At 65.3% G+C, this 13,533-nt stretch carries 11 protein-coding genes; 8 read left to right on the plus strand and 3 right to left on the minus strand.

The features are described from left to right. Positions 1-61 precede the first annotated feature (61 nt). Entirely contained in the window at positions 62-1,660 is a 1,599-nt protein-coding gene (locus FIU28_RS06690; RefSeq protein WP_143572219.1) for an ABC transporter substrate-binding protein, read from the minus strand. 219 nt (positions 1,661-1,879) lie between these two features. On the opposite strand from FIU28_RS06690, the gene FIU28_RS06695 reads away from it, so the two are divergent. The 7 genes from FIU28_RS06695 to FIU28_RS06725 all read left to right on the plus strand — a co-directional run bounded on the left by FIU28_RS06695 (position 1,880) and on the right by FIU28_RS06725 (position 9,265). Then, a complete protein-coding gene (locus FIU28_RS06695) occupies positions 1,880-3,547 on the plus strand; it encodes an ABC transporter substrate-binding protein (RefSeq protein ID WP_168209936.1) in 1,668 nt (555 codons plus the stop codon). Between the two features lie 199 nt (positions 3,548-3,746). Next, complete coding sequence (locus tag FIU28_RS06700; protein ID WP_143572221.1) at positions 3,747-4,700, plus strand: ABC transporter permease; 954 nt, start codon at positions 3,747-3,749, stop codon at positions 4,698-4,700. A 28-nt stretch (positions 4,701-4,728) separates the two neighbouring features. Continuing rightward, positions 4,729-5,607 (plus strand): ABC transporter permease, encoded by an 879-nt coding sequence (locus FIU28_RS06705; protein WP_441351293.1) that lies wholly within the window; start codon positions 4,729-4,731, stop codon positions 5,605-5,607. 4 nt (positions 5,608-5,611) lie between these two features. Beyond that, a complete protein-coding gene (locus FIU28_RS06710; protein ID WP_168202871.1) occupies positions 5,612-6,679 on the plus strand; it encodes an ABC transporter ATP-binding protein in 1,068 nt (355 codons plus the stop codon). Further along, positions 6,676-6,873 carry a hypothetical protein gene (locus tag FIU28_RS06715; protein ID WP_143572223.1) on the plus strand — a complete coding sequence of 66 codons (198 nt, stop codon included), beginning with the start codon at positions 6,676-6,678 and terminating at the stop codon, positions 6,871-6,873. The genes FIU28_RS06710 and FIU28_RS06715 overlap by 4 nt, the downstream gene beginning before the upstream one ends. Continuing rightward, positions 6,870-8,285: an amidase gene (locus FIU28_RS06720; RefSeq protein ID WP_143572224.1), complete on the plus strand. Its 1,416-nt coding sequence runs from the start codon at positions 6,870-6,872 to the stop codon at positions 8,283-8,285. Before FIU28_RS06715 ends, FIU28_RS06720 begins: the two co-directional genes overlap by 4 nt. Next, positions 8,282-9,265 (plus strand): ABC transporter ATP-binding protein, encoded by a 984-nt coding sequence (locus FIU28_RS06725; RefSeq protein ID WP_143572225.1) that lies wholly within the window; start codon positions 8,282-8,284, stop codon positions 9,263-9,265. Before FIU28_RS06720 ends, FIU28_RS06725 begins: the two co-directional genes overlap by 4 nt. Before the next feature lie 126 nt (positions 9,266-9,391). On the opposite strand, the gene FIU28_RS06730 is transcribed toward FIU28_RS06725, so the two are convergent. Beyond that, positions 9,392-9,874, minus strand: a complete 483-nt coding sequence (locus tag FIU28_RS06730) for a CinA family protein (protein WP_143572226.1) — start codon at positions 9,872-9,874, stop codon at positions 9,392-9,394. Between the two features lie 227 nt (positions 9,875-10,101). On the opposite strand from FIU28_RS06730, the gene FIU28_RS06735 reads away from it, so the two are divergent. Then, the gene (locus FIU28_RS06735) at positions 10,102-11,880 is read left to right on the plus strand and encodes an acyl-CoA dehydrogenase family protein (RefSeq protein WP_143572227.1); all 1,779 of its coding nucleotides are present in this window, start codon (positions 10,102-10,104) and stop codon (positions 11,878-11,880) included. A 148-nt stretch (positions 11,881-12,028) separates the two neighbouring features. Here FIU28_RS06735 and FIU28_RS06740 read toward each other — a convergent pair whose 3' ends face one another. Further along, complete coding sequence (locus FIU28_RS06740; RefSeq protein ID WP_256365923.1) at positions 12,029-13,495, minus strand: amidase; 1,467 nt, start codon at positions 13,493-13,495, stop codon at positions 12,029-12,031. Positions 13,496-13,533 lie beyond the last annotated feature (38 nt).

Genomic DNA, 13,533 nt, shown 5'->3' on the forward strand with positions numbered 1-13,533 from the left:
AAAGGCGCCGCCGATTGCTCGGCGACGCCTCATGGCATCCACTTCGATAGCAGCAGGTAACTCAATCTATACCGATGGTGGTCAGGTCCTGGAACCAGTGCTGCGCCTGCACGAACTTCTTCACCTTCGGCGACAGCGCGTGCGGGTTGGTGTCGTGGACGACCCAGACCAGCACCGCGTCGTCGACGATCAGCGAATGGGCCTGCGCCAGCAACTCGTCCTGCTTCGCGGAATCGAAGTTGTTCTTGGCTTCGTCGATCAGCGCATCGACCCTCGGGTTCTTGTAGCCACCCCAATTGACGCCGACCGGCGCGATCTGGCGCGAGTCGAAGAAGCGCACGATGGCGTAGAGCGGGTCCGAGGTCACGTAGGCGATGTTGTTCGCGGTGATGCCCTTCATGCTGTCGTCAGCTGCGCCCTTGCGCCACGCGGTGTACAGCACTTCGAGCTCGACGACCTTGAATTCGACGTCGACACCGATTTCCTTGAAGCTCTGCTGCAGGAACTCGTTCATCGGCAGCGACAGCATCTGGCCGGTGCCGCCATTGGCGATGATGAACGTCGCCTTCAGCGGCTTGTCGGGACCGTATCCGGCTTCCTTCACCAGTTTCTTGGCTTCGGCCAGATCATACTTGATCTTGAAGCTCGGTTTGCCGAACCATGGGGACGACGGATCGACCTGGCCGATCGCCGGCTTGGCGAGGCCGTTCATCAGGCCGACGACGGCGTCGCGGTCGATGGCGAGGTTGAGGGCCTTGCGCAGACGGACGTCGGTCCAGGGCGAGCCCGGCAGCACGCTGAGATGATAATTCCAGACGTGCGGCGTGACGTTGTCGACGAGCTTCATGCCGGCCGATTTCAACTGCGGCACGGCGTCCGGCGCCGGCGTCTCGATCAGATCGACCTGGCCCGCGAGCAGCGCGTTGGTGCGGGTGAGCGCTTCCGGCATCGGCACCAGAACGAGCTTGTCGACCTTGGCGAGGCGCTTCTTGTCCCAGTAATCCGGGTTCTTCGTGAGTTCGGCGAGTTCGCGCGGCACCAGCTTGGTCAGCTTGAACGGGCCGGTGCCCGACGGTGTGGCGGCGAACTTGTCCCAGTCCTTGCCGACCTTCTCATACTGCGCCGGGCTGGAAACCAGGAACCAGAGCATCTGATAGGGGAAGAAGGAGTCGACCGCCTTGGTGGTGATCTCGACGGTGCTGTCGTCGATCTTGGCGTAGCTGGCGACCGAGGGCAGGCGGGTCTTCACCTGTGCGCTCTGCCGCTTGTCGAACTGCGGTGCCTTTTCATTGAGCACCTTGTCGAGATTCCACACCACGGCATCGGCATTGAAATCGCTGCCGTCGTGGAACTTGACGCCCTGACGCAAGGTGAAGCGCCACTTGGTCTTGTCGGCGGGATCGACCTTCCACTCGGTGGCGAGGCCGGGGATCAGCTTGCCCGGGCGATCGGAGACGTCCATCTCCCATGCGACGAGCGGATCGTAGATGGTGTAGCCGGTGAATTGATAGGCACCCGCACCGCGGTCGGGCTGACCGGTGGTCAGCGGAATATCGGCCATCGAGATGCCGTAGCGCACCACCGACTGGGCGGTGGCCGGTGCGATGGCACCCAGCACGGCGGCAACGGCCGCAACCAGTATTGAATTCCGAACGCGCATCTAACCAAGCTCCATGGGATGAGAGAGAGTCGAGGAATTCTTGCAAACTTGATGCCACATTAGGCAGAGCGTGATGCTCTGTGTGCCAATGAGGCGCTGTGCCGCACAGCGAGTCACCCAAAGCAGCGACACGGCGCCGCTGGCACGGCCGTTGCATAAGAATTAGCCAGTGATAGGCTAGGCAATGCTGAGCCTTTCAATTCAGGGGGAATGACATTGATGCCTATCGAAAAGCCGACCAAGAGCCGCCTCGCCGTGGCGATTGCCATACTGAGCGTTGCGACCGCGTTGACCTTGCCGCAGGCCGCGCGCGCCGAAACCGTGCTGCGCATCGGCATGACCGCTGCTGATATTCCGCGCACGCTGGGCCAGCCCGACCAGGGTTTTGAAGGCAATCGCTTCACCGGCAACACGATGTATGACGGGCTCACGATGTGGGACCTGTCGTCCGCAACCAAGGCGAGCGTGGTGATCCCCGGCCTGTCCACCGAATGGAAGGTGAACGATGCCGACAAGACAAAGTGGACCTTCAAGCTGCGCCCCGGCGTCGTCTTCCATGACGGCGCGCCGTTCAACGCCGATGCCGTGGTGTGGAACGTCGAGAAGGTGCTGAAGCAGGACGCGCCGCAGTTCGACGCCAGCCAGGTCGGCGTCACCGCCTCGCGCATGCCGACGTTGGTGTCCGCGAAGAAGATCGACGACATGACCGTCGAGCTCACCACCAAAGAGCCGGACTCGTTCCTGCCGATCAACCTCACCAACCTCTTCATGGTCAGTCCGTCGAAGTGGCAGGGCTTCTTCGACAAGGCCGAAGGCGCCGATGCCAAGGCGAAGTCGCAGGCCGCCTGGGCCGTGTTCGCGCGCGAGCCGGCCGGCACCGGACCGTGGAAGATGTCGAAGTTCACGCCGCGCGAGCGGCTCGAACTGGCGAAGAACGATTCCTACTGGAACAAGGACCGCGTCCCCAAGGTCGACAAGCTGCTGTTGCTGCCGATGCCGGAAGCCAACGCCCGCACCGCGGCGCTGTTGTCCGGCCAGGTCGACTGGATCGAGGCGCCGGCACCCGATGCCGTCAAGGAAATCACCGCGCGCGGCTTCAAGATCGAGAAGAACGAACAGCCGCATGTCTGGCCGTGGCAGTTCAGCCGCGTCGAAGGCTCGCCGTGGAATGACATCCGCGTCCGCAAGGCCGCGAATCTCTGCATCGACCGCGAAGGCCTGCGCGATGGCCTGCTTGCCGGACTGATGGTGCCTGCGTCCGGCACGTTCGAGCCGGGCCATCCCTGGCGTGGCAAGCCGACCTTCCAGATCAAGTATGATTTGAAGGCCGCGCAGGCGCTGATGAAGGAAGCCGGCTTCGGCCCCAGCAAGAAGCTCTCGGTGAAGACGCAGACGTCCGCGTCGGGCTCCGGCCAGATGCTGCCGCTGCCGATGAACGAGTATCTGCAGCAGGCGCTTGCCGAGTGCTACTTCGACGTCAAGCTCGACGTCATCGAGTGGAACACGCTGTTCACCAACTGGCGCCGCGGCACCAAGGATGCGTCCGCCAACGGCGCCAATGCGACCAATGTGACCTATGCGGCGATGGACCCGTTCTTCGCTCTGGTGCGCTTCCTGCAGTCGTCGATGGCGCCGCCGGTGTCCAACAATTGGGGGTTCATCAACAACCCGAAGTTCGACGAACTGGTGATCAAGGCCCGCACCACCTTCGATCCCGCGGCGCGTGACGAGGCGCTGGCGGAATTGCATGCGGCGTCCGTCGACGACGCGGCGTTCCTGTACGTCGCTCACGACGTCGGTCCGCGCGCACTGAGCCCGAAGATCAAGGGCTTCGTGCAGCCGAAGAGCTGGTTCGTCGACTTCTCGCCGGTGTCGATGACGCCGTAAAAGCGAAGCGCACTTACTTCCCCTCTCCCCCAGCGCCGCGCAGCGGCGTCCAGTGGGAGAGGGTGCCTGAGCGCAGCGAAGGCGGGAGAGGGAAGGCCGCAAACTCCGAAGCCCCCTCTCCCGTCTCGAACGCGCTCTGCGCGTTCGATCCACCCTCCCTCGCAAGGGGGGAGGGGAAGCAAGAAATCGAAGGTGACCTTTGTTCGTCTATATCGCACGACGTATCGTTTACGTGATCCCGGTCGTGCTCAGCGTGGCGCTGGTGTGCTTCCTGCTGGTTCATATCACGCCCGGTGATCCCCTGGTCGCGATCCTGCCGGCCGACGCCTCGCAGGAACTCGCGGCGCAGCTCCGCATCGCCTACGGCTTCGACCGGCCGCTGCCGGTGCAGTTCGGGCTGTGGCTGTGGCGCGCGCTGCACGGTGATCTCGGCAGTTCGATCGCCACCGGCCGCCCAGTGCTCGCCGAAGTGCTGCGCGCCGTCAGCAATACGGTCACGCTGGCGATCGCCGCCGCCGCGATCGGCTTCACGCTCGGACTGTTCTTCGGGCTGATCGCCGGTTATTTCCGCGACACCTGGGTCGACAAGGTTGCCACCTCGATCGCCATCGCCGGCGTCTCGGTGCCGCATTACTGGCTCGGCATGGTACTGGTCATCATCTTCTCGGTGCAGCTCAACTGGCTGCCCGCGGTCGGTGCCGGTCCCGGCGGGTCCGGCGCCTGGGGCTGGGACTGGGAGCACATGAAATATCTGGTGCTGCCGGCGATTACCACCGCGGTGATCCCGATGGGCATCATCACCCGCACCGTGCGTGCGCTGACCGGCGACATCCTCTCGCAGGATTTCGTCGAGGCGCTGCGTGCCAAGGGCCTGCGCGAGACCAACGTGTTCCGCCATGTCATCAAGAACGCCGCGCCGACCGCTTTGGCGGTGATGGGCCTGCAGCTCGGCTACATGCTCGGCGGCTCGATCCTGATCGAGACGGTGTTTTCCTGGCCGGGCTCCGGCCTGCTGTTGAACTCGGCGATTTTCCAGCGCGACCTGCCGCTGCTGCAGGGTACCATCCTGGTGCTGGCGCTGTTCTTCGTCTTCCTCAATCTTCTGGTCGATATCGCGCAGGCCGCGATCGATCCGCGCATCAAGCGGAGCTGACCGTGCAGGACTTCATTTCATGACCGCAATGACCGACACGGCTCTGCAAGCCGCACCCGCGAACGCCGCGCGCGGCTACTGGGCCACGGTGGGCCGACGCATCATCCGCGACAAGGTCAGCATGATCTGCGCGGCCATTCTGCTGCTGATCCTGTTCGGCGCGCTGTTCGCGCCGTGGCTCGGCCTCGCCGATCCCTATCAGGGCTCGATGATCCGCCGCCTGCGCCACATCGGCACGCCGAACTATCCGCTAGGCACCGACGAGCTCGGTCGTGACATGCTTGCGCGCCTGATCTATGGCGGCCGGCTGTCGCTCTTGATCGGCATCCTGCCGGTGATCCTGGCGTTCGTGATCGGTACCTCGCTCGGCCTCGTCGCCGGCTATGTCGGCGGCAAGGTCAACACCGCGATCATGCGAACCGTCGACGTGTTCTATGCCTTCCCCTCGGTGCTGCTGGCGATCGCGATTTCCGGCGCCCTGGGTGCGGGCATCGTCAATTCGATCGTGTCGCTGACCATCGTGTTCGTGCCGCAGATTACCCGCGTCGCCGAGAGCGTGACGACCGGCGTGCGCAACGCTGACTTCGTCGAGGCGGCGCGGGCCTCCGGCGCCGATGCCTTCACCATCATGCGCGTGCACATGCTGGGCAACGTGCTCGGCACCATCTTCGTCTACGCCACTGGTCTGATCTCGGTGTCGATGATCCTCGCCGCCGGCCTGTCGTTCCTCGGCCTCGGCACCAAGCCGCCGGAGCCGGAATGGGGTCTGATGCTCAACACGCTGCGCACCGCGATCTACGTCAATCCCTGGGTGGCGGCATTGCCCGGCGCGATGATCTTCGCGGTGTCGATCTGCTTCAACCTTCTCAGCGATGGCATGCGCAGCGCCATGGACATCCGGAACTGATGTCATGACAGAAATCATCGAAACCCTCGACATGCTCGAACCTTTGCCGGATATCGGCGGCGCCGCGCAGCCGCTGCTGCGTGTCGACGGGCTGACCAAGCATTTCCCGGTGCGCGGCGGGCTGTTTGCCAAGAGCAAGACCGTGCGTGCCGTGGATAACGTGTCGTTCGATATCGCCAAGGGCGAGACCGTCGGCATCGTCGGCGAATCCGGCTGCGGCAAGTCGACCACCGCGCGTCTGCTGATGCATCTGATGGAACGCGATTCCGGCGACATCATCTATGACGGCCGCACCGTCGGCCGCGAATTGTCGCTGCGCGTACTGCGCCGCGGCATGCAGATGGTGTTCCAGGACAGCTACGCCTCGCTTAATCCGCGCCTGACCATCGAGGAGTCGATCGCGTTCGGTCCCAAGGTGCACGGCATGGCGGAGAACGCCTCGCGCGCGCTGGCCCGCGAACTACTCGGCAAGGTCGGGTTGCGGCCCGAAAACTTTGCCAACCGCTATCCGCACGAGATCTCCGGCGGCCAGCGCCAGCGGGTCAACATCGCGCGGGCGCTGGCGCTGTCGCCGCGTCTCGTCATTCTCGACGAGGCGGTGTCGGCGCTCGACAAGTCGGTCGAGGCGCAGGTGCTCAACCTCCTGGTCGATTTGAAGCGCGAATTCGGTCTGACCTATCTGTTCATCAGCCATGACCTCAACGTCGTCCGCTACATCTCCGATCGCGTGCTGGTGATGTATCTCGGCGAGGTCGTCGAACTCGGCCCGGTCGATGACGTGTGGGACAAGCCGGCGCATCCCTACACCCGCGCGCTGCTGGCCGCGATGCCGTCGTCCGACCCCGACAACCGCACCCAGACGCCGCCGATCACCGGCGATCCGCCGAACCCGATCGACCCGCCGTCCGGCTGCCGCTTCCATACGCGCTGCCCGTTTGCGGAGGCCGTGTGCTCCGGCGAAAGCCCGAAGCTTACCCAGATCGATGCCGCCGGCCATCAGGTCGCCTGCTATATGTTCATCCCCGGCGCCGCGCACAGCAAGGCACCGCCTGCAGAAACGTCCCTGTCATGACCGCGCCCACCCCCAAGCAGATCAAGGCGATCACCGACGTTGGCGGCCTGTCCGTCTCCGACGACGTCGCCACGCGCATCGCCAACGCCATCGGACCTGCCTACGAAGGGTTTGCTTCCGTTGCCGGCACGTTGCCGATGGATATCGAGCCCGCGACCTTCCTCGTCGTGCAGAATACGAAGGTCGCGAAATGAGCGTCACCGAACCCGCATTGCTATCGCTGACAGAAATCGCCGACGCCATCGCAAGCAAAAAAGTCTCTTCGCGCGAAGCCACGCAGTCCTGCCTCGACCGTACCGCGAAGTGGCAGCCGGCACTCAATGCGTTCATGTCGATCGAGGCCGATGCGGCGCTCGCTGCGGCGGACGCAGCCGACGCGGCGCTGTCGAAGGGCGACAGCCACGGCGTGCTGCATGGCGTTCCGCTGGCGCACAAGGACATGTATTACGACGAAGGCCACGTCGTCACCTGCGGCTCGCTGATCCGCAAGGACTGGGTGGCGACCACCACCTCCACGGCGCTGCAGCGGCTGAAAGATGCCGGCACGGTGCGGCTCGGCTCGTTGCAGATGGTCGAATTCGCCTATGGCCCGACCGGCCACAACGCGCATTACGGCGCGGTGCATAATCCCTGGCATGTCGATCACGTTACCGGCGGATCGTCGTCGGGTTCGGGCTCTGCCGTCGCCGCGCGCCTGACCTTTGCTGCGCTCGGATCCGACACCGGCGGTTCGATCCGGCTGCCGGCGCATTTCTGCGGCGTCTCGGGTTTGAAGACCACGGTCGGCCTGATCAGCCGCGCCGGCGCGATGCCGCTGTCGCAATCGCTCGACACCGTCGGTCCCTTGGCGCGCACCGTCGAAGATTGCGCACTGCTCACCGGCCTGATGGCCGGCGGAGATCCGCTCGATGCCACCACGAGCACCCGTGCGGTGCCGGACTACATGGCCGCGACCAAGGCCCCTGCGAAGGGCATGACCGTCGGCATCCCGAAATCGTTCTACGTCGACGATCTTGACGAAGGCACCGCGAAAATCCTGCAGGACACCATCGCGACGCTGAAGCGCGAGGGCATCAATATCGTCGAGGTCGATCTGCCGGACCAGCGCCAGCTCTCCGCGGCGTGCCAGTTGATGATCGCCGCCGAGGCTGCCGCGATTCACAAGCGTTGGATGATCGAACGGCCGCAGGACTACGGCCCGCAGATTCTGGCGCGTTTCCAGAATGGCTTTGCGGTGTCCGGCGTGTCCTATCTGGAAACGTTGCGCTGGCGCGGTCCGGCGCTGGCGGCCTATCTCGCCGCCGTCACCGGCATCGACGCGGTGCTGGCGCCGGTGTCGCCGTCGGCGGCGCCGACCATTCTGGAATCCGATGTTGGTGCCGCACCGGGCGCCGAAGCGATGATCCAGCGCATCACGCGCTTCACGCGGCCAATCAACTATCTCGGCCTGCCGTCGCTCTCGATACCCGCCGGCTTCAGCGCCGCGAAATTGCCGATCGGCATGCAGTTGATCGGCCGCCCCTTCGATGAATCCATCCTGCTGACGATCGGTGCCGCTTTCCAGCGCGCGACTGATTTCCACACGAAATGCCCGGAGCTGACATGAGCAACTTGGTCGAGGTCCGCAATCTCAACGTCAAATTCTCCGGCGAGCGGACCGTCTACGCGGTGAATGATCTCAGCTTCTCGCTCGGCGAGGGCGAGGTGCTTGGCCTGCTCGGCGAATCCGGCTCCGGCAAGAGCGTGACGCTGCGCGCTCTGATGCGCCTCTTGCCGAAGAAGCGAACGCAGATCACCGGCACCGTCAACGTGATGGGCAAGGACGTGCTGGCGCTCGACGACGAGGAATTGTCGGCGTTTCGCGGCCAGACGGTGTCGATGATTTTTCAGGAGCCGGCGCTGGCGCTGGACCCGGTCTATACGATCGGCCAGCAGATCGCCGAAAGCGTGATGCGCCACGAGGGCAAGAGCCATGCGGAGGCCACCAAACGCGCGCTGGAAATGCTGGAAGTGGTCCGCATCCCTTCGGCGAAGCGAAGGCTGGATGCCTATCCGCACGAAATGTCGGGCGGCATGCGGCAGCGCGCGATGATCGCGCTGGCGCTGGCCTGCAAGCCGAAGATCCTGCTTGCCGACGAGCCGACCACCGCGCTGGACGCCACCGTGCAGATCCAGATCCTGCTGCTGCTGCGCGAGTTGCAGCGCGAATTCGGCATGTCGATCATCTTCGTGACGCACGACATCGGCGTCGCCATCGAGATCTGCGACCGCGTCGCCGTGATGTATGCCGGGCAGATCGTGGAGCAGGGCACGCTGAGCCAGATCGTGCGCAGTGCGGTGCATCCCTATCCACGCGGCCTCCTGGCCTCTACGGTGCACGGCGCCAAGCGCGGCGCGCGGCTGGAGACCATTCCGGGCACGCCGCCCTCGCTCGACAAGGCGCCGGTGAACTGCTCGTTCGCGCCGCGTTGCAATTTCGCGCAGCCGCGCTGCGTCGGAGCGCCACCGCCGAACGTCCTCATGGAAGGCAACCGCGTCGCGCGGTGCATTCTCGCGGAGCCGGCGGCTGTGGCGGAGGCGGTATAACGGTCTCTCCGCCGTCATTGCGAGGAGCGAAGCGACGCGGCAATCCAGAAGCCGCAAGCGCGGCAATAGCTGGATTGATTCGTCGCAAGGGCTCCTCGCAATGACGGCGGTGAGGGCTGCGCTAATCTACACGGACAAATTCTTCAGCAGAAACGTCAGCGCCGTGTGCGCGAACGCCTGCATGTTGCCGGCGCGGTCATTGCTGCCGGTCTCCAGCGTCATCACCTCGCTCCGCGGACCCGCCACCGCCATGCAGCTGTGGCCGGCGGCGTCGCCGTAGCGGTTGCCGGTGGGACCCGTTGCGCCGGTCTCCGACAATCCCCAATCGCAGGAAAATCGCTCGCGGATCTGCTTTGCCAGCAATTGCGCATAGGGCTCCGATGCCGAGCGAAGACCTTTCATGGCATCATCCGGAATATCCATCAGGATGCGGCGGGCATCGCGGGTGTAGATCACGCCGCCGCCCTGAAAATACGCCGACGCGCCGGGCACGGCGAGCAACGCCGCCGAGATCAGCCCGCCGGTGGAGGATTCCGCCACCGCGATGGTCTGCTTGCGTGCGATCAGTCTGGCGGCGATCTGCTCCGCGAGCGGGATGAGGTCTTTCATGTAAATCCTTCTTCCTTCTACTCCCCTTGTGCGGGGATGGTTCGACAGCGGGCGCCTAGCGCCTGTTGCGCCACGAGAAAGCTTCCGAACGCGCTGACGGTAATGGACTGCGCGACGTCCCTTCATGACGCGGAATTTCTCTGCGGGGCTCTCCCGCCCCTTTATTTGGCACCGCTTGCAGCGCAAGATGCAGATGGAAACGCCACGAGAACAAACAAGAGGTCGTCATGAACGCCCGGGTCCAGATCGCCACCGAAACCGCTGCCAATGCCAGCCTGATCGCGCCGGATACGTCCGGCATGAATTTCTATCGCGCCGATCCGGCGCTGGCGGATCTGCTGCGCATTCATTTGCCAAAAGATCTGCTCGACCATATCGCGCCGCATCTCGACCGGCTCGGCGCCCTGGTTGGCGGCCCGCTCGACGAGGCCGGGCGGATGGCCGACCGGCATGGGCCGGTGCTGCACCAGCGCGACCGGTTCGGCCGCGACGCGCAGCGCATCGAATATCATCCGGCCTATCGCGAACTGGAGCGCGCCGCGTTCGGCGAATTCGGCATCCACGCGATGTCGCACCGCAAGGGCATTCTGGGGTGGCCGCAGACCTATCCGGTCACGGCGAAGCACGCTTTCACCTTCCTGTTCAACCAGGCTGAATTCGGCATGGGGTGCCCGATCAACGTCACCGACGGCGCGGCCAAATTGCTGTCGAAATTCGGCGACGCCGCCTTGCAGGCAAAATATCTCGACGGGCTGACGCAGACCGACATCGGCAAGCTGACGCAGGGTGGCCAGTTCATGACCGAGAAGGAGGGCGGCTCCGACGTCGGCACGCTGACGACCACCGCCGTGCAGGAAGGCGACCACTGGCGCCTGACCGGCGAGAAATGGTTTTGCTCCAATGCCGACGCCGAGATCGTGATGCTGCTGGCGCGGCCCGAGGGCGCGGTGCCGGGCACGCGCGGCGTCGGCCTGTTCCTGATGCCGCGGCACCTCGCGGACGGCTCGCAAAATCACTACCGGATCGTGCGCCTCAAGGACAAGCTCGGCACCCGCTCGATGGCCTCCGGCGAAATTAAACTGGAGGGCGCGATCGCCTATGCGGTCGGCCGGCTCGATCGCGGCTTCGTGCAGATGGCCGAGATGGTGAATTCATCGCGTCTGTCGAACGGCGTCAAATCGACGGCGCTGATGCGCCGGGCCTATCATGACGCGATGGCGGTGGCGCGCGGTCGCGTGGTGTTCGGCCGCCGCATCATCGACATGCCGCTGGCGCGGCGCCAGCTGATGAAGATCATGCTGCCAACCGAGCAGGCGCTGTCGATGAGCTTCCTTACCGCGGATGCGCTGGACCGTGCCGAAGCCGGCAGCCAGGACGCCGCGGCGCTTTTGCGCATCCTCACGCCGACGCTGAAATTCCGCGCCACGCGCGACGCGCGAAAGGTCTGCGGCGATGCGATGGAGATGCGCGGCGGCATCGGCTACATCGAGGAATTTGCCACCGCGCGGCTGCTGCGCGACGCGCATCTCGGGTCGATCTGGGAAGGTACCGGCAATATCGTGGCGCTCGATGCGCTGAAGCGCGCCGTCGGCCGCCACGGCGCCGAGGCGGCGCTGTCGGCGGATCTGCATGCGCGGCTGGAGGATAGTTCGAGCGTGCCGCTGGCCTGGCGCGACCGGCTGCATGGCCTCGTCGACCGCGCCATCGGCTTTGCGCGCGAGGTCGCGGCGCACGATGCCCATGAGGCCGATGCGCGGCGCGCGACCAGTTCGCTGTACCACGTCGCAAGCGCAGTGACGCTGGCGTGGGAAGCGCACCGTATCCATGCGACGCGCGGCGACGCCCGGCGTCTGCTGCTGTCGCGTCTGGTGATCGATCACCGGCTGAACGCGCCGGACCCGTTTGCGGTGATCGAGAGCGATACCCAGCGGGAGATCGTGGAGCATCTGTTGAGTGAACGCGACGTGAGCATGGCGGAGGCGGGGCGGCTGGTGGTAGCGAATTAGCGAAGCCGTTTCCCGGACGCGCTGCAGCGTGAAACGCTGCTGCGCAGATCCGGGATCCCGGTCTGGCAATCTACCACACCGGGACCCCGGATCAGCGGCGCACCAGCCCGCAAGTGCGGGCCAGTGCGCAGCATCCGGGGAACGTAGATCAAAACCCCTTCGGCGCAACGAAGCCGCCGAATGCCTGCTCGATCAATTCGGCCAGCTTCAGCGGCGTGCGGTCTTCCAGCCAAGGGCCGATGATCTGCATTCCGATCGGCAGGCCGTCCGCTGACATCGCCACCGGGATCGCCGTCGCGGGCAGGCCGGGCAGGGTCGCGATGCCCGGCCAGATCAGCTGATCGACGTAAGGATAGGCCTGGCCGTCGATGTCGATGACGCGCTTGTTCTGGTTCGGCTCGTGATCGTGCGGATAGGCCGGGGTCGGCATCACTGGACAGATCACGGCGTCGAATTGCGCGAACAGCGCGCGCCACTGGGCGCGCAGCCGGTTGCGGCCGGCGTCCGCGGCCAGCCAGTCGCGATGCGTCAGCACGGCGCCGCGCAACCGTTCGGCGGCGAGGCTGGTGTCGGCGGGGTCGAGTTTGGCGGCGCGCTCTTGCGTTGCGGCATAGACATCGGCCGGCGAGGATGCCTCGAGCAGCGCGATCAGCATCCGCATATACAGCCGCGCGCCGTCGGTCAGGTCAGGCAGCAGCGGGCTCGCGCGGGACACGGACGCGCCCGCTTTGGTCAAATTCGCCGCCAGCGTCTCGACCGCGCCGCGCACGCTGGCCGCGGTCCCGATCAGGGGATGGGTGTCGAGCACCAGCACGCGAAAATCCTTCAGCGCGGCGTGTCGCGCGGGCGGCAGAGCGAGCCGGTAGCCGACGCCCTCGTGCCAGGGATCGGGGCCGGCGATGACGTCGAGCGTCAGCGTCAGATCGGCAGCGCAGCGCGCCATCGGGCCGATCACCGAGAGATCGCGGGTCGGCGGCAGCGGCGGGAATGGTGGCGGGACATGACCGCGCGACGCCGCCAGATGCAGGGTCGGCTTGTGGGCGTAGATGCCGCAATAATGGCCGGGCACGCGCAGCGAGCCACCGATGTCGGAGCCGAGCGATAGCGCGCCATAGCCCGCCGCCAGCGCCGCCGAGGAGCCGCCGGACGAGCCGCCCGGGGTGCGGCCGAGGTCGAACGGATTGCCGGTGGTGCCGTAGATGTCATTGTAGCTCTGCCAGTCGCCGAGCCCGATCGGCACGTTGGTCTTGCCGAGGATGACGCCGCCGGCGTCTTTCACCCGGGTGATCGCCAGCGCGTCTTCCGCAGCGACAAAATCCTTCTGCGCCGGAAAGCCCCAGGTGGTTGGCAGGCCGGCGACGTTGAAGGATTCCTTCACCGTCATGGGAATGCCGAGCAGCGGCCAGCTCTCGCCGCGCGCTAGGGCTGCGTCGGCCGCATGGGCGGCGTCGAGCCCGCGTTCGAAATCCCGCACGCAGACGGCGTTGACCTGGCCGTCATGCTTCTCGATCTGCGCGATGGCGTCCTGCGCCAGCTCAACGGCGGAAACCTGCCGGGCCTTCAAGGCCTCGGACATCTCGGTGGCGGTCGCGAAAACGGACAGGGACGCGGTCAAGGCAAACTCCTGATGACGGATGAATCGTCACGAGAGTG

It is taken from the genome of Tardiphaga sp. vice154, assembly GCF_007018645.1.
Taxonomy (GTDB): domain Bacteria; phylum Pseudomonadota; class Alphaproteobacteria; order Rhizobiales; family Xanthobacteraceae; genus Tardiphaga.